The organism is Nocardiopsis eucommiae, assembly GCF_965344335.1.
Taxonomy (GTDB): domain Bacteria; phylum Actinomycetota; class Actinomycetes; order Streptosporangiales; family Streptosporangiaceae; genus Nocardiopsis; species Nocardiopsis eucommiae.
The window spans coordinates 14258-38240 of the sequence record NZ_CBDRIY010000051.1 but is presented as its reverse complement, the minus strand read 5'-3'; the positions used below and the strand labels follow the sequence as shown (position 1 = coordinate 38240).

At 72.6% G+C, this 23983-nt stretch carries 23 protein-coding genes; 10 read left to right on the top strand and 13 right to left on the bottom strand.

Annotation, left to right across the window (positions count from 1 at the left end):
* Positions 1-6: 6 nt before the first annotated feature.
* On the bottom strand, positions 7-366 hold the full coding sequence (locus ACRWK8_RS24270) for a VOC family protein (protein WP_431872969.1): 360 nt from the start codon (positions 364-366) through the stop codon (positions 7-9).
* A gap of 403 nt (positions 367-769) precedes the next feature.
* On the opposite strand from ACRWK8_RS24270, the gene ACRWK8_RS24265 reads away from it, so the two are divergent.
* The 3 genes from ACRWK8_RS24265 (at position 770) to ACRWK8_RS24255 (ending at position 3797) form a co-directional block, all read left to right on the top strand.
* Complete coding sequence (locus ACRWK8_RS24265) at positions 770-1957, top strand: sensor histidine kinase (RefSeq protein WP_431872968.1); 1188 nt, start codon at positions 770-772, stop codon at positions 1955-1957.
* 37 nt (positions 1958-1994) lie between these two features.
* Positions 1995-2639 (top strand): response regulator transcription factor, encoded by a 645-nt coding sequence (locus tag ACRWK8_RS24260; protein WP_431872967.1) that lies wholly within the window; start codon positions 1995-1997, stop codon positions 2637-2639.
* 102 nt (positions 2640-2741) lie between these two features.
* Positions 2742-3797, top strand: a complete 1056-nt coding sequence (locus tag ACRWK8_RS24255; RefSeq protein WP_431872966.1) for a NosD domain-containing protein — start codon at positions 2742-2744, stop codon at positions 3795-3797.
* Between the two features lie 66 nt (positions 3798-3863).
* Here ACRWK8_RS24255 and ACRWK8_RS24250 read toward each other — a convergent pair whose 3' ends face one another.
* From ACRWK8_RS24250 to ACRWK8_RS24230, 5 genes are all read right to left on the bottom strand, one after another.
* Complete coding sequence (locus tag ACRWK8_RS24250; protein WP_378736238.1) at positions 3864-5141, bottom strand: aspartate aminotransferase type Ic; 1278 nt, start codon at positions 5139-5141, stop codon at positions 3864-3866.
* Positions 5142-5313: 172 nt separating this feature from the next.
* On the bottom strand, positions 5314-6279 hold the full coding sequence (locus ACRWK8_RS24245) for an exonuclease domain-containing protein (RefSeq protein WP_431872965.1): 966 nt from the start codon (positions 6277-6279) through the stop codon (positions 5314-5316).
* Positions 6280-6346: 67 nt separating this feature from the next.
* Entirely contained in the window at positions 6347-7924 is a 1578-nt protein-coding gene (locus ACRWK8_RS24240; RefSeq protein ID WP_431872964.1) for a serine/threonine-protein kinase, read from the bottom strand.
* 130 nt (positions 7925-8054) lie between these two features.
* A complete protein-coding gene (locus ACRWK8_RS24235; protein WP_431872963.1) occupies positions 8055-8921 on the bottom strand; it encodes an alpha/beta fold hydrolase in 867 nt (288 codons plus the stop codon).
* Positions 8918-9391, bottom strand: coding sequence for a GbsR/MarR family transcriptional regulator (locus tag ACRWK8_RS24230; RefSeq protein ID WP_378736246.1), 474 nt, complete (start codon positions 9389-9391; stop codon positions 8918-8920). The genes ACRWK8_RS24235 and ACRWK8_RS24230 overlap by 4 nt, the downstream gene beginning before the upstream one ends.
* A gap of 127 nt (positions 9392-9518) precedes the next feature.
* Between ACRWK8_RS24230 and ACRWK8_RS24225 the strand changes: the two genes are divergently transcribed.
* The 4 genes from ACRWK8_RS24225 (at position 9519) to ACRWK8_RS24210 (ending at position 12581) form a co-directional block, all read left to right on the top strand.
* Positions 9519-10466: a metal ABC transporter substrate-binding protein gene (locus tag ACRWK8_RS24225; RefSeq protein WP_431872962.1), complete on the top strand. Its 948-nt coding sequence runs from the start codon at positions 9519-9521 to the stop codon at positions 10464-10466.
* Complete coding sequence (locus tag ACRWK8_RS24220) at positions 10463-11209, top strand: metal ABC transporter ATP-binding protein (RefSeq protein ID WP_352387941.1); 747 nt, start codon at positions 10463-10465, stop codon at positions 11207-11209. The genes ACRWK8_RS24225 and ACRWK8_RS24220 overlap by 4 nt, the downstream gene beginning before the upstream one ends.
* Entirely contained in the window at positions 11197-12093 is an 897-nt protein-coding gene (locus tag ACRWK8_RS24215) for a metal ABC transporter permease (protein WP_431872961.1), read from the top strand. Before ACRWK8_RS24220 ends, ACRWK8_RS24215 begins: the two co-directional genes overlap by 13 nt.
* A gap of 65 nt (positions 12094-12158) precedes the next feature.
* Positions 12159-12581 (top strand): DNA-binding protein, encoded by a 423-nt coding sequence (locus ACRWK8_RS24210; protein ID WP_378736253.1) that lies wholly within the window; start codon positions 12159-12161, stop codon positions 12579-12581.
* A gap of 63 nt (positions 12582-12644) precedes the next feature.
* On the opposite strand, the gene ACRWK8_RS24205 is transcribed toward ACRWK8_RS24210, so the two are convergent.
* The gene (locus ACRWK8_RS24205) at positions 12645-13454 is read right to left on the bottom strand and encodes a thioesterase family protein (RefSeq protein WP_431872960.1); all 810 of its coding nucleotides are present in this window, start codon (positions 13452-13454) and stop codon (positions 12645-12647) included.
* 329 nt (positions 13455-13783) lie between these two features.
* Between ACRWK8_RS24205 and ACRWK8_RS24200 the strand changes: the two genes are divergently transcribed.
* A complete protein-coding gene (locus tag ACRWK8_RS24200; protein WP_431872959.1) occupies positions 13784-15001 on the top strand; it encodes a DUF2716 domain-containing protein in 1218 nt (405 codons plus the stop codon).
* A gap of 340 nt (positions 15002-15341) precedes the next feature.
* On the opposite strand, the gene ACRWK8_RS24195 is transcribed toward ACRWK8_RS24200, so the two are convergent.
* Together ACRWK8_RS24195 and ACRWK8_RS24190 are read right to left on the bottom strand one after the other, a co-directional pair.
* On the bottom strand, positions 15342-17594 hold the full coding sequence (locus tag ACRWK8_RS24195; protein ID WP_431872958.1) for a tetratricopeptide repeat protein: 2253 nt from the start codon (positions 17592-17594) through the stop codon (positions 15342-15344).
* A 13-nt stretch (positions 17595-17607) separates the two neighbouring features.
* Entirely contained in the window at positions 17608-18090 is a 483-nt protein-coding gene (locus ACRWK8_RS24190) for a hypothetical protein (protein ID WP_378736260.1), read from the bottom strand.
* A gap of 345 nt (positions 18091-18435) precedes the next feature.
* Between ACRWK8_RS24190 and ACRWK8_RS24185 the strand changes: the two genes are divergently transcribed.
* Complete coding sequence (locus ACRWK8_RS24185; RefSeq protein ID WP_431872957.1) at positions 18436-18954, top strand: GNAT family N-acetyltransferase; 519 nt, start codon at positions 18436-18438, stop codon at positions 18952-18954.
* 51 nt (positions 18955-19005) lie between these two features.
* Here the strand turns inward: ACRWK8_RS24185 and ACRWK8_RS24180 are convergent, their stop codons facing one another.
* The 3 genes from ACRWK8_RS24180 to ACRWK8_RS24170 all read right to left on the bottom strand — a co-directional run bounded on the left by ACRWK8_RS24180 (position 19006) and on the right by ACRWK8_RS24170 (position 20812).
* A complete protein-coding gene (locus tag ACRWK8_RS24180) occupies positions 19006-19146 on the bottom strand; it encodes a DUF2000 family protein (protein WP_431872956.1) in 141 nt (46 codons plus the stop codon).
* A gap of 116 nt (positions 19147-19262) precedes the next feature.
* Entirely contained in the window at positions 19263-20252 is a 990-nt protein-coding gene (locus ACRWK8_RS24175) for a GNAT family N-acetyltransferase (RefSeq protein WP_378736266.1), read from the bottom strand.
* A 71-nt stretch (positions 20253-20323) separates the two neighbouring features.
* Entirely contained in the window at positions 20324-20812 is a 489-nt protein-coding gene (locus tag ACRWK8_RS24170; protein ID WP_378736268.1) for an anthrone oxygenase family protein, read from the bottom strand.
* 289 nt (positions 20813-21101) lie between these two features.
* On the opposite strand from ACRWK8_RS24170, the gene ACRWK8_RS24165 reads away from it, so the two are divergent.
* The gene (locus ACRWK8_RS24165) at positions 21102-22721 is read left to right on the top strand and encodes an OmpA family protein (RefSeq protein WP_431872955.1); all 1620 of its coding nucleotides are present in this window, start codon (positions 21102-21104) and stop codon (positions 22719-22721) included.
* A 63-nt stretch (positions 22722-22784) separates the two neighbouring features.
* On the opposite strand, the gene ACRWK8_RS24160 is transcribed toward ACRWK8_RS24165, so the two are convergent.
* Complete coding sequence (locus ACRWK8_RS24160; RefSeq protein WP_431872954.1) at positions 22785-23912, bottom strand: hypothetical protein; 1128 nt, start codon at positions 23910-23912, stop codon at positions 22785-22787.
* Between the last annotated feature and the right edge of the window lie 71 nt (positions 23913-23983).

The following is a 23983-nucleotide window of genomic DNA, read 5'->3' as shown; positions in this document are numbered from 1 at the left end:
GTCCGGTCAGGAGTCCGCGAACACCCCCAGTTCGTTCCCGCTGGGGTCGGCGAAGTGGAAGCGTCGACCACCGGGGAAGTCGTAGGGACCCTGGAGGACGCGGCCGCCCGCGCGTTCCACCGCCTCCACCGTGCGGTCCAGGTCCTCGGAGTAGAGCAGGACGAGGGGTCCGCCGCCGCGCACCTCACCGCCCGGGTTGAGCCCGCCCACCTCGGAGGTGCCGTCGGGCGAACGGATGCCCGCGTAGGCGCCCCCGTAGTCGTTGAACCGCCACCCGAAGGCCTCGGTGTAGAACCGCTTGGTCTCCTCCAGGTCGGTGACCGGGAGTTCGACGTAGTCGATGGCGTGGTGCCGCTGATCGCTCATACCCGGCATTGTCCTCGACGGGTCCGACAGAACGGCGCAGCGCGTGACGGGTGTCGGCACGCTCCGTCACCCCCGGGGCCCTCCGACGGCGCCACCCGTGGAGGGCCCCACCGCCGCGCGGCCGAGCGCGGCCCGCTCCCGGCCGAGGCGGAACCGCACCGAGGGGTAGCATCACGGAACGACCCGACCACGTCGTCGCCCGGGGCGGGCGTCACCGGACCGGCGGCATCGACCTCCGGGGCGTGCCCGGCGCACCGAGCCGCGGGCGAGCGTGACACCCACCCCACGAGGCCGCCCACGGCCACGGCCAGGTGAACGTACGGGAAGCCGACCAGCGGGTGCGGCGCGTCGCGGCGCCTTCGTCGGAAGGGGGCGTCCACCTGGGGGCGCCTGAGGAGAGGACGTGGGAGTGGGGCTGCGACGGGTGTCCGCGCGCGCGGGCAGACACGGACGCGAGTTCGTGGGGCTGGTGGCGGGTGTCCGGGTGAGCGTGCTGACCCTGGTGTGGATACTGGCCTCGCTGGGTGTCCTGCTGGCCGTGCCGGTGCGCCCGTCCGCCGGGAGGCGGATCGAGGTGTGGGCGTCCCGGCTGTGCGAGCGGGACCTGGCCCGGCTCTCCCGCTGGATGGGCACCACCGTCACGCTGCGGGCGAGCGGGCCCGCCCGCGCGCTCCACCTGCTGTTGCGCCTGCCCGTGCACCTAGCCTCCCTGTACCTGCTGGTCTCCGTCGCCGCGCTGGTCCCGATCCTGGTCGTCGGGGTGGCGATCCAGGCCGTCACGGGCACCGCGACCCACGTGAGAGCGGACTGGCCCGGCGTGGGAGTGGACGTCTCCAGCATCTCCCTCGGACTGATAGCCGCGCTCATGGTCCTGGTCCTGACATGGTGGATCGTCCCCGTCCTGGCCGAGGTCGACCGTTGGCTGGCCCGTACCCTGCTCGGCCCTACGGAGGAGGACCGCATGCGGCGACGCATCGAGGAGCTCACCCGGACCCGGTCCGGGATCGTGCGGGCGGTGGACCAGGAGAGACGCCGGATCGAACGCGACCTGCACGACGGCGTCCAACAGCGGGTGGTCGCCCTGGCCATGCTGCTGGGCCGAGCCCGGCGCCGCGGCGATCCCGCGCACGCCGCCGACCTGGTGCGGCGGGCCCACGCCGAGTCGGCGGTCCTGCTGGACGAGTTGCGCGAGGTCGCCTGGCGGATCTACCCGACCGCCCTGGACACCCTGGGGTTGGAGGCGGCCCTGAACGAGGCGGCCGAGCGCGGCCCGCTCCCGGTGACGGTTCGATGCGACCTCCCCGCTCCGCTCCCACCGGAACTGTCCACCGCCGTGTACTTCGTGGCCCGCGAGGCCATGACCAACGCCGCCAAGCACGCGCGGGCCGACGGGGTGGTCGTCGACCTCGGTGTACACGACTCCCGAGTGTGCCTGACCGTCTCCGACGACGGCCGGGGCGGCGCCGACCCCGACGGTGAGGGTCTGACCGGGCTAGCCCGCCGGGTCCGGGCGCTGGACGGCACACTGGAGGTGGACAGCCCGCAGGGCGGACCCACCGCCGTGCGCGTCGTGCTTCCGCTCGACCGATGATCGTTTCCCCGCCCTACCCCTGGATACGGAGCCCCTCATGCGCCTGGTGATCGCCGACGACTCGGTCCTGCTCCGGGAGGGTCTGGTCCGTCTGTTGGAGGAGGAGGGGCACGAGGTCCTGGCGGCGGTCGAGGACGGCGAGGGCCTGTGGGAGGCCGTCTCCGAACACCGTCCGGACGCGGCGGTGGTGGACGTGCGCATGCCGCCGACCCACACCGACGAGGGGCTACGGGCGGCGCTGCGCATCCGGGCGGAGCACCCCGGGGTGGCGGTCCTGGTGCTCTCGCAGTACGTGGAGCAGCGCTACGCCGCCGAGCTGCTCACCGGAGCCCCCGAACGCGTCGGATACCTGCTCAAGGACCGGGTGGCGCAGGTGGGCGAGTTCCTGGACGCCTTGGACCGGGTCGCCGCCGGGGGAGCCGCCTTCGACCCGGAGGTGGTACGCCAGCTGCTCGCCCGCACCACGCGGACCGACCCGCTCGCCCGACTGACCCCGAGGGAACACGAGGTCCTGGAGAACATGGCGCAGGGACTGAGCAACACCGCCATCGCGCGGCGGCTGTTCGTCTCCCTGAGCGCGGTGGAAAAGCACATCAACTCCCTCTTCGACAAGCTGGAGCTGGCGCACACCCCCGAGTACAGCCGCCGGGTCCTGGCGGTCCTGCGGTTCCTCGGTACCTGAGGCGTGGGGCGGCACCCTCTTGAAGGCTCACCGACCCCGCCCTAGGGTCGGTGGTCACACCCTCACCCACCGTGAGGTCCCCCCGACACGGAGGTCTGCCCCGTGCCCACCCCCGGCACCCGACGCCCGTCCCTCTGCCTGGCCGCCGCCGGAGCGGTCGCCCTGACGGCCTGGGCGTTCCCCGCGCACGCCGCCCCCGCCCCCGCCGACGTCCGGGTCTCCGACGGTCCCGCCCTGGAGGAGGCCCTCGCCGACGCCCAGCCGGGCCAGACCATCACCCTGGACGGCGGCGAGTACGTCGGCTCCTTCGTCGCCACCACCTCCGGGACCAGCGGTGCCCCCATCACCCTCACCGGCCCCTCCGACGCCGTCCTGGTCAACGACGAGCCCACGTCCGGCAGCGGCTGCCCCACCCCCGACACCCACAGCACCGGCTACGGCCTGTGGTTGTACGAGGCCGACCACTGGAACGTCCGGGGCCTCACCGTCACCGACTCCAAGAAGGGGATCGTGATCGACCGCTCCGACCACGTCCACCTGAGCGACCTGGAGGTGCGGGGCATCGACGACGAGGGCGTGCACTTCCGCGACTCCAGCTCGGACGGGTCCGTCCGCGACTCCCGGATCTCCGACACCGGCCGGGTCCAGCCGGGCTTCGGCGAGGGCGTCTACCTGGGCTCGGCCCACAGCAACTGGGGCTGCTACGGGGGCGGGGACGGCGTGGACCGCAGCGACCGCACCGAGGTCACCGGCAACCACTTCGGACCCGACGTCCGAGGGGAGCACCTCGACGTCAAGGAGGGCACCCGCGACGGCCTGGTCTCGGGCAACACCTTCGACGGCCGGGGCATCTCCGGCCAGAACTTCGCGGACAGCTGGGTGGACGTCAAGGGCAACGGCTACCTGTTCGAGCACAACACCGGGACCTTCGAGCGGCCCGGGGTGTTCGCGCACGGCTACACCAGCACGCAGCAGGTCGACGGCGCGGGCTGCGGCAACGTCTTCCGGGACAACGACTCCGACCTGGGCGGGGTCGGCGGCTTCGCGATCGCCCTGTGGAGCCAGTCCGACTGCGCCGACGAGCCCAACGTGGTGCACGCCTCCAACACCGTCACGAACGCGACCCGGGGGCTGACCAACATCGACGTCACCCCGTGAACCACACGAGGCGCCCCCGTCCGAGTGGGACGGGGGCGCCTCGTGGTCTCGCTGACCGCCGCGGGGTCAGCCCTGCTCGGCGACCAGCTTCTCGGCACCGACCAGGCGCACGCACACGGCCAGACCCTCGATGGCCTCCTCCAGCGCGTCCAGCTCCGGGAAGGAGGGCGCGATGCGGATGGTGCGGTCCCGGGGGTCGTCACCGTAGGGGTGCGTGGCCCCGGCGGGGGTCAGCGCGATCCCGGCCTCGGCGGCCCGGCGCACGACCTCGCGCGCGCAACCGTCCAGGACGTCCAGACGCACGAAGTAACCGCCCTTGGGGGTGGACCAGGTGGCCAGACCGGTACCGCCGAGCGCCTTGGTGAGGACGCGCTCCACCGTCTCGAACTTGGGCTCCAGCAGCTCACGGTGGCGGCGCATGTGCGCGCGCACGCCCTCGGCGTCGCCCAGGAACATGGCGTGGCGCAGCTGGTTGATCTTGTCCGGGCCGATGGTCCGCTTGCCCGCGAGCCCCTGGAACCAGCTCACGTTGGCGGGGGAGGAACCCAGGAACGCGACCCCGGCACCGGCGAAGGTCACCTTGGAGGTGGATCCGAAGACCAGGACGCGGTCGGGGTTGCCGCTCTCGGCACAGGCCGCGAGGACGTCGGCGATCTCCACCTCCTCGTCGGTCAGGTGGTGCACCGCGTAGGCGTTGTCCCAGAAGATCCGGAAGTCCGGGGCGGCGGTGGGCATGGCCGCCAGGCGCCGCACGACCTCGTCGGAGTAGGAGACACCGTCGGGGTTGCTGTACTTGGGCACACACCAGATGCCCTTGATGTCGGCGTCGGCGCTCACCAGACGCTCGACCACGTCCATGTCGGGGCCCTCGTCGGTCATCGGGACGGGGATCATCTCGATGCCGAAGCGCTCACACAGAGCGAAGTGCCGGTCGTAGCCGGGGACCGGGCACAGGAACGCGATCCGCTCGGCGTCGGCCCAGCGGCCGGTCCCTCCGGGCACCGTGCCCAGGAACGCGTTGGCCAGGCTGTCGTGCATGAGCTCCAGGCTGGCGTTGCCCGCCGCGATCAGCTGCTCGACCGGGACCTGGAGGAGGCCCGCGAAGATCTCCCGCAGTTCGAGGAGGCCCTGGGGCGCGCCCGCGTAGTTGCGGCAGTCGGTGCCGTCGGCGGCGGTGTAGCGGCCGCGGGGCAGTTCGAGCAGGTCCGCGGACAGGTCCAGCTGGCGGGAGGACGGCTTGCCCCGGGTCAGGTTCAGGGAGAGTCCACGCTCGACCAGGGCGGCGTGGTCGCGCCGGGCCGACTCCAGGAGCTCGGAGGGTGTGGGGCTGCTTGCGGTGGTCACGGGATGTTCCTTCCGATGGGACGCCCCCGGTACGCCGCACGTCGTGGAACGGGGTGCACGGGGATTCGCACTGGGATTGTCCCAGATCGCGGGCGCGCCGTCCCGGTCAGGTCGTCTTCCCCGTGTCCGACCGGCGCTCCGGTCCGTCTCCCTCAGCCGGAGACGGCCGGGTTCACGGGGCGGTGACCCCGAGACGGCCCATGAGTTCGGGCTCGGTGATGATGTCGATGCTCTGGCCCCTGGCGATGTAGGCCTCGGCCTGTTTGTGCTTGGAGGTCTTGCCTCCGTGGTCGCTGTCGGCCACCACCAGGACGTCGGTCTTCCTCGTCACGTTCTTGGCGGGCTGGCCCCCGGCCTCCGCGATGCGCTTCCACACCTCGGGCTTGTCCATGGAGCGCAGGTCTCCGGAGACGCACACCGTGCGGCCGTGGAGGGGACCGTCCGGGTCGGCGTCGGGGGAGGGCTCGGGGAGCGGGGACTGCGCGGCCCGCTGCCACCGACCGAACCGGTCCTCGCGGGCGGGCGCGTCCACCACGGCGGGGGCGGCCACCGGGACCGGTGCCGCCGCGAACGCTTCCAGGCGCCCCAGGCGCAGCCCGCTGACCAGGCTCAGCTCGGAGAGCGTGCCGGTGCCGTGGCGCCGCATGGCCGCGATCATGATGTGCGCGGCCGCCTCGGCGTCGGCGTCGGCCCGGTGGTGCCGGGTGATGGTGTGCCCCACGTGCGCGGACACCGTGGGCAGGCGGTGGTCGGGCAGGTCCCAGGTGCGCCGGGACAGGGCGAGGGTGCACGCGTAGTCGAAGCCGGGCAGCGCCAGCCCGGTGTGGGCGCAGGCCTGGCGCAGCGCCCCCATGTCGAAGGGGGCGTTGTGCGCCACCAGCGCGCCGCCCTGGGCGAACTCGACCACCTGGTCGCGCACCTTCTCCCAGGTGGGGGCGTGGGCGACGTCGGCGGCGGTGATGCCGTGCACGGCGGTGTTGTGCCGGGAGAAGAACGACACCGGTTCCGGCGGGCGGATGAGGCTGGTGAACCGGTCGACCACCCGCCCCTCGCTCACGCGGACCAGACCCACGGCGCACACGCTGCCGCGGTCCTGGTTGGCGGTCTCGAAGTCGATCGCGGTCCAGGTGTGGGACACCGCCGCCACCTCCCTTGCACTCGCGACGGAACGGATCGAGCGTACCGGGGCCGGTGCACCACCGGTGTCAGAACGGGTCGAAGGAGGAGACCGCCTGCTCGCGCAGGGGCGCGTCCCCGTCCCAGAAGGACTCACTGGAGGACCAGGCCAGGGTGTAGAACTCGCCCTCCCCGGCGTTGATGTTGCGGGCCAGCAGGCGCCAGGCACCCTGGCCCCGGTCCCAGCTGAACTCCCAGTCGGCGGCCGAGACGAAGGAGGTCTCGGAGGTGACGTCCTCCACCCTGATCCGCTGGTATCCGGGGAGCCGGTCCTCCGCGACGGAGTCGGTCTCCTGCTCCAGCACGTGCGCGTACTCGTCGTCGACCGAGTGGGGGGTGCGGTCGATCTGGAGATAGGCGTCGGAGGTGGGGGAGTCGTAGTACACGCTGGCGCCGTTCGCGCGACGCACCCAGCCGTCGGGGACCAGCAGGGCGAACCCGTCGGGATCCTCGGTCCAGGTCATGCCCTCGGCGGAGGGGTGCGATCCCGGATCCGCCACCGTGGCGCTGGCCCCGGGATCCTCGAGGTCGGCGACCGCCCGGCCGCTCCCGGCCCAGCGGTCGGCGACGGCCAGGGAGGCGGCGACGAGCAGCGCGGCCAGACCCAGTGTGAGCACCACCACGGGCCACGAGAGGCGCCGTGCGCGCCGCAGCGCCGGTTGGGTGGCGGTGGGGTCCGCCGTCGGTCCGTTCGGGCCGAGGGCGGCGGTCACGCCCTGCGGGCCGGACCCCTCGGTCACGCCCGGGGCGGACGGCGGGAGGTGGGCCACGGTCAGTGCCGAGGTTCCGCTCTCACCACGGGCGGCGGCGCTCAACAGCGCCCGACAACCGGGGCCGTCCAGACGGTGTGCGGGGTCCTTGACCAGCAGCCCCCGGATCGCCTCGCCCAGCGGCCCGGGAGGGAACCCGGTCGGATCCGAGCTGAGTACGGCGTGCAGGGTCGCCGGTACGCCCTCGCGCAGGAACGGGGACACCCCCGTCACCGCGTGGTAGAGGGTGGCTCCCAGGGACCACAGGTCACTGGCGGGGGTCGCTGGCTGGGAGTCGAGGCGTTCGGGCGCGACGTAGGCGGCGGAGCCCATGACCGTGGAGGTCTGGGTGATGGCGGCGGTGTCCACGATGGTGGCGATCCCGAAGTCTGTGAGCACCACCCGGCCGGAGTCGGTGACCACGACGTTCTCGGGTTTGACGTCGCGGTGGGTGATGCCCTGGCCGTGGGCGGTCTCCAAGGCGTCGAGCAGCCCCAGGGCCCAGGCGGCGGCCCGTTCCGGGGGAACCGGGCCGTGCTCGCGCGTCAGGCGCAGCAGGGAGTCGCCGTCCAGGAGCTCCATGACGATCCACGGTCGGCCGTCGTCCTCGACGATGTCGTACACGGTCACGATGTTGGGGTGCTGGCCCATGGCGGTGGCCTGGGCCTCGCGGCGCGCGCGGGCGGTCACCCGGGCGCGTTCCTCCTCGTCCAGGCCCGGTCCCAGGAGGATCTCCTTCACCGCCACGGCCCGGTTGAGCCCGGTGTCGTGTGCTCGCCACACCCGGCCCATCCCGCCCCGCCCCACCTCGGAGTGCAGTTCGTAGCGCTCGTGCAGTGTGCGGTGGGGAAGGACCACCTGGGACTCCTGTGGGGACGGGGCCGAGGGTACGGGTGACGCGGCGGCCGCGGGGGCGGGGCGGGAGTTCACACGTCAGGGCGCCCATTGTAGGAAGGATCGGACTCCGGGGCGCACTTCGGTCGGCTGCTCAGGCCTCTCGCTCGGCCAGGAAGTCCCTGACCAGGCGGTTCACCGTCCGGGGCGATTGGCGGTTGACCCAGTGTCCCTGGCCCGCGAGGAGTTCCCACCGGGCTCCGGGCACCGATCGGGCCGCGGCGACCGTGGTGGCGGGTTTGACCCCCGCGTCCTTGTCACCCTGGATGAACAGCGCCGGGCAGCGGATCTCGCCGAGGCGCGGACGCAGGTCCACGTTCATCCGCCAGGGGCCGATGGAGGCGTTCTGCCAGTCGGAGGAGCCCGCGCCGTGGGCGTCCATCTCGGCCAGGACCTCGTCGACGACCTCGTCCTGGTCGGGGGCGGGGCCGGCGAACAGCGCCGTGCGGACGAAGGCCTCGGTCCTCTTCCTGTTGCCGACCATCATCCCGGGCAGGGTCGAGTTGAGCAGGCGGCTCCGGGAGACGAGCCACAGGAGCTGGTGGTAGACGGGCGGGAAGGACAGGGTGCCGCCGGGGGCGATGGCCACCAGGCGTTCCACGCGGTCGGGGTGGTCGAGGGCGGTGGCCAGGGTCATCGCCCCGCCCTGGGACAGGCCCACGACGGCGGCGCGGTCCACGCCGCAGTGGTCCAGGGTCGCGATGACGCAGCGTTGGAGGGCGGCGTGGTCGGCCAGGCCGTTCCAGGGGGTGCTGAGCCCCTGCTTGGGCCAGTCCGGGGCGATGACGCGGTGGTCCCGGGCGAGGTCGGGGATGAGGTGGCGCCAGCTCATGGTGGCGCTGTCCACTCCCGCTCCGCTGAGCAGCAGGACCGGAGGGGCGTGTGCGGGGCCCTCGACGATGACGCTGAGACGCCCTTCGGGCAGGCAGACGTGCTCGCGGTGGAAGTCGGTGGTGCTCATGTGCGGTCCTCTTGTCTGTCCCGCCAGCGCCGGAGCATGGCGGGGAGTTCGGTCTCCAGGAACCCGTAGAGCTCGTGGACGTTGGCCAGGCGCTCGCGGCGTTCGGGCGGGGCGTCCTCCAGCGCCCTCAGTCCGCGTTCGGTGACCTTGCGGAAGCTGGTGGCCAGGGCGTAGCGGCGCTCCAGCATGCGACTCCAACCGTCGGCGGCGATCCGGAAGTACTCCTGGCGCTCGCCTCGCTTGCGCACCCCCTCGACGAGGCCGCTGGGAGTGAGCATGCGGGTGGCGCTGCTGATGGAACTGCGGCTGACCTGGAGCACCTCGGCCAGGCGCGCGGCGCTCTGTTCGGGCGGGTCACTGATCAGCAGCCAGCCGATGACCCGGCCGGAGATCAGGGGCAGGCCCTCGTCCTCGAAGAACGCGGCGACGTCGTCGACGAAGGCCAGTTCGTCCTCGGTGGGTTCGCTCATGCCGCCAGATTACAGTCATTGCAGTCATGACTGCAACAACTGTAAAAGAGTTGCGGGCCGACCCGAAAGGGTGCACCGGACCGACTCCCGGATGCGTGGTTTGGCTCGCTTGTGGTAAATGTTAGGCGTGCCGAACTTTAGAGATGGGTTCTCTTCAAACGCCTGGTCGACCACGATCCCCGGGGTCGCCCTCACCCTGGCCCTCAGCGCCTGCTCCACCACCGCCGGTACCGACCGCGACGATGACCGAGCCCTCGTCCTCACCACCTTCACCGTCATCGCGGACATGGCCGAGAACGTCGCCGCCGACCGCGTCGAGGTCGCCTCCCTCACCCGGCCCGGCGCGGAGATCCACGGCTACGAGCCCACCCCCGACGACCTCGTACGCGGCCAGGACGCGGACCTCATCCTGGAGAACGGCCTGGGTCTGGAGGCCTGGTTCCAGCAGTTCACCGACCGCGTGGACGCTCCCACCGCCGTGCTCAGCGAAGGCATCGAGACCATCCCCGTCTCCTCCGGCGGCTACGAGGGAGAACCCAACCCGCACGCCTGGATGTCCCCCGACAACGCCCTGGTCTACGTCGACAACATCCGCGACGCCCTCACCGCACTCGACCCCGAGGGCGAGGCGACCTACACCGAGGCCGCCGAGGCCTACAAGGAGGAGATCTCCGAGGTCGGCTCCTACCTGGAGACGGAGCTCTCCGGGGTCCCCGAGTCCTCCCGCGCCCTGGTCACCTGCGAGGGCGCCTTCTCCTACCTGGCCCGCGACGCCGGACTGACCGAGCGGTACCTGTGGCCCGTCAACGCCGAACGTGAGGGCACCCCCCAGCAGATCGCCGCCGTCTCCGAGTTCGTCCGCGACAACGACGTGCCCACCGTGTTCTGCGAGAGCACCGTCAACGACAGCGCCCAGCGGTCCGTGATCCGCGAGACCGGAGCCGCCATGGGTGGGACCCTCTACGTCGACTCGCTCTCCGAGGTCGACGGCCCCGTGCCCACCTACCTCGACCTGCTCCGCCACGACGCGGAGGCCATCGTCGCCGGACTGACCGACCGGGGGGAGACGCCGTGACCGCGGCCATCGAGGTCACCGGAGCCACCGTGCGCTACGGCGAGGTCCTCGCCCTGGACGACGTCGACCTGTCCGTGGAACCCGGCCGGGTGTGCGGGCTGCTGGGCATGAACGGCTCGGGCAAGTCCACCCTGTTCAAGACCGTGCTCGGCCTGGTCCCCGTCGACCGGGGCCGGGTGCGCCTCCTGGGCATGGGCAGCGGCGCCGCCCGCCGCAAGGGCCTCGTCGGCTACGTGCCCCAGTCCGAACAGGTGGACTGGGCCTTCCCCGTGCGGGTGCGCGACGTGGTCATGATGGGCCGTTACGGGCACATGGGACGCAGGCGCCGCCCCCGGCCCGCCGACCGCGAGGCCGTGGACCACGCGCTGGCCCGCACGGACCTCACCGACCTGGCCGACCGTCAGATCGGGGCGCTCTCCGGAGGTCAGCGCAAACGCGCGTTCGTCGCGCGCGCCATCGCCCAGGAGGCGGACGTGCTGCTGCTCGACGAGCCCTTCGCGGGCGTGGACAGGCGTTCGGAGGCCACCATCACCGACCTGCTGCTGCAACTGCGCCAGACGGGACACACACTGCTGGTGTCCACCCACGACCTGGCCCAGGTACCGGTGCTGTGCGACGAGGCCGTCCTGCTGCAACAGCGCGTGATCGCGCACGGTCCGCCCGAGGAGGTCCTGCGCCCGGACGTGCTCCTGGAGGCGTTCGGCATCCACCCCAGTGAGGAGCGACGCTCGTGGACGTCCTGATGGCGGTCGTGGAATGGTTCGCGGTGCCCATGCGGTTCGAGTTCGTGCAGCGCGCACTGCTGGTGAGCGTCGTCGCGGGCGTGGTCTGCGCGGTGCTCTCCTGCTGGATGACCCTGGTGGGCTGGTCGCTGATGGGCGACGCGGTCTCGCACGCGGTCCTCCCCGGCGTGGTGCTCTCCTACATGTTCGGGATGCCCTTCGCCCTGGGCGCCCTGGTGTTCGGCGGGGGCTCGGTCGCGCTGATCGGGGTGGTCAACAGGACCTCCCGGGTCAAGGAGGACGCGGTGATCGGCGTGGTCTTCACCGCGATGTTCGCCCTGGGGCTGGTGATGATCTCGCGGGTGCCGAGCCAGACCGACCTCAGCCACATCCTGTTCGGCAACGTGCTCGGGGTCTCCGACGCGGACATCCTCCAGGTCCTGATCCTGGCCGCCGTGGTGCTGGCCGTGGTCTGGTACAAGCACCGCGACCTGACCATGTACGCCTTCGACCCGGTCCACGCGCACGCCATCGGCGTCAACCCGCGCCTGCTGGAGACCCTGCTGCTGGGCCTGCTGTCGGTGACGGTCGTGGTGGCGCTCCAGGCGGTGGGGATCATCCTGGTCGTGGCCATGGTGATCATCCCCGGCGCGACCGCCTACCTGCTCACCGACCGCTTCGAGCGGATGCTGCTGATCTCGGCGGCGATCGCCGTCGTCGCCGCCGTGGCGGGGGTGTTCACCAGCTTCCACCTGAACGTGTCCACCGGCGGGTGCATCGTGCTGTCCCAGGCGGTCGCGTTCACTCTGGCCTACCTGTTCTCCCCCCGGCAGGGGCTGCTCTGGAGGGGGCGTGCCGTCCGTGCCCTGCGGGCCCGCGGTCGCGGCACCCGCGTCCTCGACTGAGCATGTGAACAATCCGTTCACAACATTTGGTTGACAACTAAGAGCTGACAACGCACAGTGGAGGCATGGAGAACACACAGGACGCCTTCACTCAGCCCGACCCGGAACAAGCCCGGCGCGCACGCGTCCACGAGGCCCTCTTCCGGATCACCGAGCGGCACGCCACGGGCGAGGACCGCGACCGCTGGACCCGGACACGCATGCCGATGTCCCCCCACGAGGCCATTCGTCGCGTCAGCGACCTGGCCGCGGGCAGCGCCCTCCCGGACGAGGGCGCCCCCGCCGTGGACCAGGACGACCTCACCGCCGCCCTGACCCTGGTCCCCTGGGCCCGGGCCGAGTTCGACCAGCTGGAGTCGGGGCTGCTCACCATGGCCAAGGGGCGGGGGATGACCTGGCAGGGGATCGCCTTCGGCCTCGGGCTGGGCACCGCGCAGGCCGCCCGGCAGCGCCAGGAGCGCCTGACCCGGCGCGCCGAGGAGGGATAGGCCGGCGGCGAGGCCTCGCCGGTCGCCCCGCGACCGGCGCGCGGCCGGTCGCGGGGCACGGGGTCACAGCAGCATGGCGAGCTGGCGGGCCTGGGCCACCAGGGTGCCCTGGCTGTCCCAGATCTCCATGTCCTCCTCGTGGAGGCCGTTGGAGACGTGCTGGGTGGAGACCCGGCAGGCCAGCCAGCCGGGGGCGGGCCTGGCGCGCACGTGGGTGGTCAGTTCCACGGTGATCGTGCTGAACTCACCGATCTCCAGGACGGCGGGGACCGCGAAGTCGACCATCGCGGGCAGGGAGTGCACGTCGGCGTCGCGGCCGTCGGCGAACCGCATCCAGAAGTCGGTGCGGGGCCGGCCGTCCTTCCTCCCGTCCAGCCACCCTGGGCGCTCGGGGTAGCGGTAGTCGACGCGCTGGGCGATCGTCACGCCCTCGGGCGTGCCCGCGAACTCCGGGGGCAGGTGGCAGTCCTCCGGGGCGGGCAGTTCCGGCGGGCCCTCCAGGTGCAGCACCCGCCCCTCGGCAGTGAGGTCGCCGTAGGTGGCGGTGGCACGCAGGATCTCCTTGCCGCCCTGTTCCGCGACGACCGTGCCGGTGGCCGTGCGGCGCCCCTCACGTACGGTCTCGGTGCGCAGCAACGCCGGGCCGGGGGCGGCGGGACGCAGGAAGAAGGCGGAGACCACGAGGGGGTCGGGCTGGGTGAGGGTCTGGCCCAGGGCGTTGAGGGCCGTCCCCAGGACGTAGCCGCCGTTGGGGTGCGAGGTGAACGTGGTCCAGCCGTCGGTGAGGGTGGCTGTGAACTCGCCGTCGGCACGCTTGTCGACCCGGGTGTCCTGGTCGAACTCGTGCTCTTCGGCGGGGTGGTCAAGGCTCATGCGTCAATGTTACCGATGGGTAGAACTCGTGGCCACACCTGAACCGAACGGGATTCGGTCCGAGTGGGCGGGGCTCGGACAACGATCGACCAGGTTACGGACCCGCTTCGACAATCGGACACCGGCACCCCGGCTTCCGGCCACCCCCGGGGCCGTTCGGGATGGGTCCCCGCACCCCCGGAACTGGCAGAATGGGCCGCCCCTCCTCCGCCCCCTCACCCCTCCTGGCTGCCACCTTGCACGAGCTCCGCCATGCCTACGACACCCATCTGCGTGGCCATCTCCCCTCCCCGCCCCAGGCCGGGGCGGTACACCTGAGGGACCGACACGTGGACGGCGGACGCCTCGTCCGCACCCACTACGGCACCCACGGGGTCGTCGACCACGGCCCCCTGCCGAGCGGAACGGACCTGCCCGCCCTGGTCGCCCGCCAACGCGACCGGTTCGAGGCACACCGCGAACCCGCCCACTGGCCGGTGCACGCCCACGACCCGCCCGCCCTGACCCGCGCCCTGCACGCGGCCGGGTTCGTCCCGGGCCCCGAGAGATCCGTGCTGGTCGCCGCGCTCACCGACCTCCCCACGGCGCCGCCCCCGCCGGAGGAACGCCTCCGGGAGAACGACCGGGTGTCCGCCGACGCCGTCCGGCTCCTGGCCGCCGCCTCCGGACCGCACCGGCGCTCCCTGACCGAACACGAGGCGGACGGCAGAGCCTTCGAGAGACGGACCCTGACCCTGGTGCGCGGGGCGCACGTACGCGCCGCCAGCTGGGCCACCCTGCGTACCGGAACCCCCTTCGTGGTCCTGGAGGGGATGACCGCCCCCCGCGCGGAGTTCCTGGGGGAGTGGGCGCGTCACGCGAGCTCAGGTCGCGTCCTACCCCTGTGGTGGGTGTGGACCCAGGCCGAGGCCCGCCTCATGGCCGCCGAGACCGACCCCGCCACCCAACCCGACCTGCACGGACTCCTCCTCGCCTCGGGGTTCCGGGAAGTCACCAGCGTGCGCACCCTCACCTGGGCCCCGCCCGGCGCCCCGGCTCCGGTACGGCCGGTCACCGAGCTCCACGACGACCCCGAGCACGACGACCTCTGGGACCGGTTCACCGAACGTTTCTTCTTCACCCCCAGCGCCACGGTCTTCCCCGGCGTCGTGGAACCCACCCCCTCCGTGACCTGGGCCGCCCACGCCGTGGCCGGAAGCCCCGACCGCGTCAGCGAACTGAACCAAGTGGTGCGGCACGCGCTCGCCGCCAGCGTCCCGGAGGGTGAGCACCTCTACTCCCTGGGCTGGCAGCACACCGGGCACCGGTACGACCCCCGCCGGGTCGGAGGGGACGAACGGCCCCGCCACCCCGCGCACGCGTTCCCCGACGGCGACTACCACATCAACCTCGCCGGAGACCTGCGCCTGGGCACCTTCGGGCACCCCTGGGAACACGACCGGGGGACCCTGTGCGTGTTCGGCCGCGAGCTGCTGGCCGAGGTCGAAGCCGACCTGAACCGCCTGCTGGGCGCCCCCCTGCGCCGGGACGGCCAACGGATCGGCTGACCCGACGGGACCTGGGGGCGCCGGACACCCGCCGGGTCGGGGTCGTGTCCGAAACCGCCGACCGCGACTCCGATCCGCCTCCGGTCCGGGTGCGGTCCGGGTGCGGAGGTTCCTGTGGGAGGGGCACCCCGGCGACCACACACCACCCGGGGCAGGGGCTGGCCAGGGCGGTCGCGTCCCCGGCCGCGACGGGCTCCCGGGCGGGCGGCGGTGCCGTCCATCGGCCGGGCCCGCGCCCTGGCGGGTTCCGGTGCCGACCCCCAGGTTCATCCCGCCCGAAGGTGTGCGTTGCGCCGTGTCACGTGAAACGGAACCCGGACCGGTTCAGGGAGCCTGGGACTCAGTCGACCGGGTCGGGAGAGTCCCGGGCCGAGACCAGCGCTTCGGCGGCCCGATCCCTCAGGTACGGGTCGTTGTTCTCCGCGAGGAGCTCGACCGCGCGTTCCAGGTGGGGGATCGCCCGCACCGCGTCACCCCTCGCGGCCCAGGTCAGCCCGAGTTCGTAGCGGGCCAGACCCTCATGGTGCGGGTCCCGCTCCTCGACGAGGAAGCCGACCACCGCGTCGAGCGCGGCCAGGGCCTCGTCCGTTCGGTGGAGCCCCCGGAGGCAGGTGGCCGTCCCCGTCTCCGTCCGCACCACCTCAAGGGTGTCTCCCAGCCCCTGGAACATGGTGCGGGCCCGTTCGTAGGCCTCCATCGCCTCGGTGAAGCGCCCCTCCCGGGCCAGCACAGCGCCCAGGTTGACCCACACCTTGGCCTCGCGGTGCAGCTCTCCCAGCTGGTGGTAGAAGCCCCGCGCCCGCTGGTGGGCCTCCACGGACTCGGCGTACCGGCCGACCTCGCGCAGGGCCTCGCCCAGGTGGTTGCAGGCGTTGGCCTCCCGAAGGACGTCGCCCAAGCGGGCGAACATGGCCTGGGAGCCCCGGAGGACGTCGATGGCCTCCTCGAAGCGCCGTTCCCCGTTCAACGCCGCACCCAGTCCGCTGCGCGACACGGCCTCCCCGTGCTGGTCCTCCAGCTCGGTGTACAGGCGCAGCGCACACACGTGGGCGTCCATCGCCTCCTCGAACCTGCGTGTCGCACGCAGGACGGCGCCCAGGTGGTCCCATGAGACGGCTTCCCGTTCCTCGTCCCCACCGCGCTGGGAGGCACGCACCGCGATCCACTGGAGGTCCTCCAGGTCGCCGAAGTCCCGGCGCCACTTGAGATACGTGTTGAGGTACAGCGGCAGGTCGGTCTCCGTCCGCGTCTCACCCAGCTCGCGGGCCACGTGCACGGTGTCGATCAGGACAGCGCGCTCGGCGTCCATCCACCGCGTGGCCGCCGCACGGTCCGCGAAGGTGTCCGGGGTCCGTTGACCCGACAACGCCACGATGTTGAGACGGGCGTCGTCGGCCGTGGACGCGTAGTGGTCGAACAACCGTCGCCGGGCCCGAACGAACCGCTCCGGGGCCTCGTCCCCGCCACACAGCGAGGCCGCGTAGCCGGCGGTCAGGTCGTGCATCCGCCACCGGCCCTCCCTCCCGGACACCAGGTGCGCGACCGAGAGGGCACGCAGGCGCTCCAGGACCTCGGGCTCCGTCACCCCGGCCAGGACGGCCGCCGCCGCCGTGGAGATGTCCGGCCCGGGAGCCAACCCCAGCAGGGCCAGGAGCTCGGCGGTGTCCGGGGCCAACCGCGCGCGGGACTGCTCGAAGACCGCGTGCAGGCTGCGGGATCCGTCCCCCAATCTCAGCACCCGGGTCGCGGACGCCTCCAGCGTGTCCGCCAGCTCGTCGGCGGTCATGTCCGGGGCCGCGGCCAGGACGGCCGCGCAGACACGCAGCGCCAACGGCAACCCGGCGCAGGCCCGCGCGACCCGGGCCAGGCCCTCCGTCTCGGTCACCCGGTCGTCGTCCGGATCACCCACCCGGAGCGCCTCCACCAGCACCCGCACGGCGCGGTCACCGGGAAGGTGGTCGATGGGGACGCGCCGCCAGCCGTGCGAGGTGAGCCGGTCGCGCGAGGTCGCCAGCAACCGGTGTCGGGTCCGCCCGGGAACCAGGGGAGCGACCTGCCCCGCCTCGGAGGCGTTGTCGGCCACCACCAGGATCGGCCCACCCAGTTCCAGGGCCCGTTCCTCCAGCGCCGACCGGTACAGCCCCCTTCTGGCCTCGGCATCGTCGGGCCACCGCCGTGGGGGCACGTCCAGGCCGCGCAGGAAGGACTCCACCGCCCGGTCGCCGTCCACCGGGGTCGTGTAGCCGTGCAGGTTCACGAAGAGCGCCCCGGCGAACCACCCGCGACGGAGCGCCTCGTGACCGGCGGCCAGGGCCAGCTGGGTCTTGCCGACCCCGCCCATGCCCTGGGAGACCACCACCCCCGGAACACCCTCCGCCTCGGGGTCGAGCACCGCGAGGACCCGTTCCAGTTCCCCGCTGCGGCTGGTGAACCCCGCGTCCACCGAGGGAAGGGTCAGGAGGGTCTGTGCGGCGCCTCGGGCGGGGACGGCGCCGTAGTTGTTCTGGACGGCGATGGTGTCGCGCCCGGCCCGCGTTCCCTGGACGTGCGCGTGGCTCGTCGGCCGGTCACCGGGGGAGTTCGGTCCGTTCACGCCGACGCCGCCCCTAGCCCTCGCTCCGTCTGTCACCGTGGTTGTTCTGGATACCGATGACGTCGCGCCCGGCCCTGTTCCCGCGCATCTCGACGTGGTCGCCGTCGTAGCGGGTCTCGTTCCGGTGCACCCCGCCGTGGATCGTGCCCGCCTGGATGAGCACCCCGTGCACGTCGCGGGCGGTGTTGGTGACGTTCCCCGTTCCGGACGGGGCCACCTCGTCCAGGAGTGCGCGCAGCTCGGCGGCGGCCGCCGGATCCTCACGCAGCAGACGGCGCAGCTGGGTACGCCAGGACTGCTCCACCTCCTCCGCCGACACCGCGCCCCCGTCGCCCGCGTCGAGCTCTCGGCGGGTCTCCGCCACCTCCTCCAGGGCCCGGTGCCGCTTGGTCTCGTCACCCCCGAACACCCGGGTGACCCAGCCCTGGACCACGGTCCACCCGCCCCTGACCATCTCCTGGGTCAGGACCCTGGCGCCTTCCTCGAAGAGTTCCACCGTGCCGGTCTCCCTACCGTCCGCGTCCCGGGGCCCGCCGCTACACCAAAGGCCCTGTGGATAAGACACCCTAGCCATGCGGACGGTTCTCCGAGGGCCCGGCGTACGGTCTCACCGCCCCCGTCGGCCCGTGAGCGCCCTCACCACGGGGAACGTTCCGCTCACTGCTAGCGTTGGACCCCGCGACGCCGAGATTCGGCGCCGCGTACCCCCACCGAGGTGCATTGATGACTGCCCTGACCGGCGACGCCCTGGGCGACGCCCTGGGCGACGCCCGCAGCATGTCCCACCAGCGGGTCCCGGCCTGACCACACGACGGGACCCATGAGAACGAAGGTCCTCACGTTGTCCCACACCCATTCCTGGCTCACCCGACCCGAGACCGACGCCGACCTCGGCGCGATCCACGCGATCAACAGCGCGGCGTTCGAGACCCCGGCCGAGGCCGACCTCGTCGACGCCCTGCGCGCCGACTCGGCCGCGTGGATCGAGGGTCTGTCGATCGTCACCGAGTCCGGTGACGGAACCCCGGTCGGGCACGTCCTGTTCACCCGGTGCCACGTCGACGGCCGTGCGGCCCTGGCGCTGGCCCCGTGCGCGGTGCTGCCGGAGTTCCAGCGCACCGGCGCCGGTTCGGCCGCCATCCGCGCCGGACTGGAGTCGGCCCGCGCCCTGGGCGAGAACCTCGTCCTGGTCCTGGGCCACGCCGACTACTACCCCAGGTTCGGGTTCACCCCGGCCTCCGGGTTCGGCGTACGCGCCCCGTTCGACGTCCCGGACGAGGCCATGATGGCCCTGTCCCTGGACCCCTCGCGCGAGACCCCGCGCGGCACCATCCGCTACCCGGACGCCTTCGGCGTCTGATCCGCGCACGGCGCCCCCGCCACGGAGTTCCGTGGCGGGGGCGCCGTGCGTTCAGCTGACCAGCGGCAGCCGCCTCGTCAGCTTGTTCACGTCCTTCTTGGGCCCGAACACCGCGAGCCCCACGTACGCCATCTCCGCCGGGTCGGTCTCCGCGAGCCGGTCCAGGTAGTCCACGTAGGTACCTCCCTGCACAGCTTCCTCATCGACCGGCTCACCGAACGCCGTGAGGTCGCCTCCTTCCGCAGCCAGATCATCTACGACAGCGCGCGAAAACACGTGAGCGACCCGTTGGTCTGACCCGGTCGCGGTCAGTGCGCGGCCAGGCCCTCCTCTACCAGCAACCGCTCGTGGACCCGCTGGTAGCCCAGGGAGCGGTTCACCGCGAGCATCGCCTGGTTCTCCTGGTTGATGGTCACCGCCACCGCCTCCACGTGCGGGAACAGGTCGTGCACCCGCAGGGCCTGGGTCGCCTTGACCCGGCTGGCCAGCCCCTTGCGACGGTGGGCGGGCAGCACCGCGGTGTCGTGCTGGTCGGCGACCACACCGCTGGTCACCGTGCTCACGGTGGCCGCGACCACCTGGTCGGAGGTGCGGTCCAGGGCGGCGCCCACCACGAGCCGCGAGCCGTCCTCGGTCATCGCGTGCTCCCAGGCACGGACCTGGGGCACGTCCCAAGCACGCGCCTCCACCTGGAGGGCCGCACCGGGAGCGTCCAGCAGATGCGCCATGACCCGGCCGAAGGAGGCCACCAGGTGCTCGGGCGCGGGCCCCTGCCAGTGGGTGAGCCGGTACCCCCGCGCCGGGGTGGCGGCCAGGCTCCAGCAGCGCCGCAGCGTGGGCTCGTCCAGGTACTGCCGCTGGAGCTCCAGCCGCAGCAGGGTGTGCAGGTAGGGGCTGGACCGCGCGAAGTGCTCGCCCGGCTCCCCGGCCAGGACGGTGCTCTGGAGCCGGTCCATACCCTGGGCGCGGGCCTCCTCGACCACGGCCTGGCGCAGCCCCCGGCCGGTACCCCGGCGCCGCGCGTGCTCGGCCACGAACAGCCGCAGGAACCCGGTGTTCGCGGCATGGTGCTGGCGGCGCAGCTCGGCCACACCGTGGATGGGATCGCCGGGAGTGATCCGGGCCGACCAGCGCCAGGCGTGACCCGCGCGCCCCGAGCGCAGCCGTGTGGCCAGCTCCTCCGCCGGCGCGGCACCGCCCGAGAGGGCGGACTGCCCGTCGGCGTAGACCGAACTCCAGGCCGCGAGGTCGCTCGTCTGCGACGCGGTCGGGTCGAAGGGCTCGATGTGCGGGCTCACCCCACCACCGTTTCACACACGGGGGCGGGTGTGTGCCCCGAACGCGCCGCCCCGACCGGCGGCGACCCGGGTCAGGCCGGGAGCAGGGCCATCACAGAGCAGACCAGCGCCGCCACCGAGGCCAGGGAACGCACGTGGTTCCACCGCACCCACACCGGCTCGAACGCGGCACGCACCGCCCCAGGGTCCTGGAGACGTCCGGCCGCACCGGCCCGGTCCAGGGCGTTGTTGCGCGGCACGTTCACCACGAAGGTGACCACCACCGCCACCAGGAGCAGGACGGCTCCAGCACCCGACCAGACCAGGGGTGCCAGGGAACCCGAGGAGGCGTACAGCACCGTTGTCCCCACCGCCGCCACCGGCGCGCCCACGAAGACCAGAGCGAACAGCGGGTTCAGGATGGCCGTGTTGACGCCCTGCATCGCCTCGATCATCGCCCGGTCCCCGGCGCGCGCCAGTCCGGGCATGACCGCCATCGAGAAGGACAGGAACAGACCGGCGAACAGACCGGTCAGCACTGCGGCCAGCACCGGAACGACTCCGAGGACCATCTCCAGCATGGGAACGCGCCCGCCCTTCCTCGTCCGTGCCGCCCACGGGTCACGTGACGTCCCATCCAAGCACCACCGGGTGTTCGGGCGCCACGGAGAAACCGCCCCTCCGCCGTAGCCGGCCAGGGCCCGGCGGGCACCTCCCGCTCCCGTCCGCGCCCCACCAGTCAGCGGCCTCCCGCAACCAGACGGCCCCGCCGCGCGTCCGACCAGCTGACCCACGAGCCCGGCGCCCCCCGCCGGAGCCCGGCACCACCCCGAGGGAGTCCCCCGAACCATGTCCCATCGAGCCCCAGGCGTGACGAACCGACGAGCCCTGGGCGTGACCGGCGCCGTCATCGCCCTGAGCCTGACCCTCAGCTCCTGCGGCCTGGTCCGCGACCTGACCTCCAGCGAAGGCGAGGAGGAGCCCGCCGCACCGGAGGAGACCACCGCACAGGTCACCGCCGAGGACGTCGAACTCCCCTTCGTCCGCCAGGGGCGCATGTTCGTCGAGGGCGGCAACGACGTCGCCGTCGAGACCACCGTCAAGGCCCTGGAGAACGACGGCGAGTACCTGATGCTCGACTTCAGCCGCGAGATCCTGGAGTTCATCAACGGCGACGACGTCTCCTACGCGGGAGCGCCCCTGCGCCTGGTCGACCCGGTCTCCGGCGAGGTCCTGCTCCCCATCACCGACGAGGGGCACGGCGAACCCTACGGCAGCTACTTCATCGAGGGCAGCGACCTCGTACCCATCCACGAACAACTGCCCGCGCCCATCCGCCGGTACTTCCCGGCGCCCAGCGAGAACGCGGAGTTCCTCACCCTGACCGGACTGACCGCGGGACACGTGCCCGGTGTCCCCGTCACCTACGTCGACGAGTTCACCCCGCTGCCCGAACCCGACGTCCACGACTACGTCGACCCCGAGACCTGGGTGATCGAGCAGGACCTGCCCGAGGACGAGATCGTCTACCCGGAGACCCCGCCGGAGCCGGGCCTGGACACCACCGGGTTCGTCCAGTCCATGGAGAGCTTCGTGGACGGCGCCACCGCCTCCACCACCCGCGCGGGCGACGAGGAGGTCATCGCCCTGCACGCGGACGGCATGTTCGAGTTCGACGAGTCCGACCCCACCGACGCCGCTGTGGACACCATCAGGGAGGCCGCGCAGTCCCTGCGCGAGAACCTCGGCGAGGACGTGGCGATCACCGTCGTCGGCCACACCGACGGCAAGGGCGCGGACGGCTACAACCAGACCCTGTCCGAGGAACGCGCCGAGGCCGTGCGCGCCCTGCTGGAGGAGGAGCTGGGCGCGGACTTCACCCTGACCACCGAGGGCCGGGGCGCCGAGGAGCTGCTCGCGGAGGAGGGCGGGGACGACGACGAGGAGGCCCGCGCCCGCAACCGGCGCGTCGAGTTCTCCTACGAGGTCCCCATGGCCGACAACGGCACCGAGGGCGGTGGCGGGCTGGACACCGCCACGCGCCATGTCGGCCCCCCGGCGCCCTACTTCGAGGAACTGGACCCGTTCACCACCGTCGCCCACGAGGACCTCGACCTGAACGTGTACCCGATGGTGCGCGACGGCGCCTACCTGTTCCAGATGGTGGGCTTCCAGAACTCCACCCTGACCGACCTCGAAGCCGACCTGGAGGGTGACGAGGCGTCCCTGCCCGGCAGCCCCCAGCAGTACACCGAGGGCACCATGGGCGGCTTCCGGCTGGAGGAGCCCGGCACCGGGGTGATCCGGTACGTGATCCGCATCCGCGCGGGTGAGGGCGAGTACGAGGACTTCGCGGACGAGATCCTCACGCTCTCCCCGGGCGAGGAGTACCTGGCCCTGGCGGTCTTCCCCGCCCCCGGCCCGGAAGTGGGGGAGATGACCCTGTACGCGGGCGCCTTCGGAGAGATCCCCGGCGTCCCCGTCCAGTAGGCCCACGACGCGGCGCCGCCCCGCCCCCGGCCCTGGGGAGCGGGGCGGCGCCGCGTCCGGGTCTCAGCCCACCAGCGACCCGGAGCGCGCCCGCGGCCTCGCGGGGACCGGCACGGGCCAGGTCTCGGGCAGGCCCCGCCCGCACACCCCGCACTCGGCGCGCCGACGCACCGCGTAGGCCACGGTGGCCACCGCCAGGGCGACGGCCCACAGGGGCATGCTCCCGAAGACGAACGTGTGCGTCTCCTCCCCGGGGACGATCCCGCCCATCTGCCAGGTCCGCACCAGGACGCCGCGTCCCAGCCCCAGCAGCGCCATCGCCACCAGCCCCGCCGGGAGCACGGCCAGGGAGACCGGGACCCGGCGCCCGGACAGTCCCACCGTCCAGCGGGGGAAGCGCACCCCCCACCTCTGGACGAGGCCGAGCATGAGGACCGCGCCCGCCACACCGGCCGACCCCAGCCCCACCCCGACCATGATCGCGCCGGGGTCCGCGGAGATCTGAGCGAACCGCTCCGCGGGCAGGCCCATCGAGTACCCGAACAGCCACGGCAGGCGCAGGGCCGGGTAGAGCAGGGCCAGCACGAACGCACAGGCCACCGCGACCCTGCCCACACGCAGGGCACGCCCGCGCAGGGAGCGTTCGAGCTCCGGGGTCCACGCCGGGGCACGGCCGCACCGTGCGCACCCCTGTCGCCGCCCTCGGCGGTGGGCCAGCGCCGCCCACACCCAGATCCCCGCACCCAGCGCGAAGAACAGCACGTGGAGCAGCCCGGGGGAGAGGGTGTGGGCGACGTAGGCCGCCCCCAGCGTCGGCTCCGCCCAGACCACCACCGGCATGATCAGGCTGTAGCCCAGCCACACCAGCAGGGTGGACTCGACGTAGAACAGCAGCAGCACCGCGACGAGGGCCCAGGTCAGCGACTCCAGCAGGCGCGGTGCGGTCCCGCGCGGCAGTAGCAGGGCCAGGGCCACACCCACAGCGCCGACCACGCAGCTCACCGCGGTGGTCACCCCCACGTTGCCGGCGGTGTGGAGCGTTCCGAACGCCTCCGCTTCGGAGAGCCCGGGCGGCACCACACCGGCCAGCCAGCCCAGGGCCAGGCCGAGGGCGACGGCCGACCATGCCAGCGCCGCCCAGAAGGGCGCTAAGGGGAGACGCGAGTGGACGCGGGTGGGTGGGGCGGACATGACCGGCTCCTTCGGGGGTGGGACGAACCTTCACACCCACCCTCCTCCGGCGCCCCCGTCCGCACCTCCCC

What these genes read in the sequence shown, in the direction of transcription:
- ACRWK8_RS24270 (WP_431872969.1), bottom strand. Translation starts at nt 366, where the DNA reads ATGAGCGATCAGCGGCACCACGCCATCGACTACGTCGAACTCCCGGTC.
- ACRWK8_RS24260 (WP_431872967.1), top strand. Translation starts at nt 1,995, where the DNA reads ATGCGCCTGGTGATCGCCGACGACTCGGTCCTGCTCCGGGAGGGTCTG.
- ACRWK8_RS24235 (WP_431872963.1), bottom strand. Translation starts at nt 8,921, where the DNA reads ATGAGCACCACCGACTTCCACCGCGAGCACGTCTGCCTGCCCGAAGGG.
- ACRWK8_RS24230 (WP_378736246.1), bottom strand. Translation starts at nt 9,391, where the DNA reads ATGAGCGAACCCACCGAGGACGAACTGGCCTTCGTCGACGACGTCGCC.
- ACRWK8_RS24210 (WP_378736253.1), top strand. Translation starts at nt 12,159, where the DNA reads ATGGAGAACACACAGGACGCCTTCACTCAGCCCGACCCGGAACAAGCC.
- ACRWK8_RS24205 (WP_431872960.1), bottom strand. Translation starts at nt 13,454, where the DNA reads ATGAGCCTTGACCACCCCGCCGAAGAGCACGAGTTCGACCAGGACACC.
- ACRWK8_RS24170 (WP_378736268.1), bottom strand. Translation starts at nt 20,812, where the DNA reads ATGCTGGAGATGGTCCTCGGAGTCGTTCCGGTGCTGGCCGCAGTGCTG.
- ACRWK8_RS24160 (WP_431872954.1), bottom strand. Translation starts at nt 23,912, where the DNA reads ATGTCCGCCCCACCCACCCGCGTCCACTCGCGTCTCCCCTTAGCGCCC.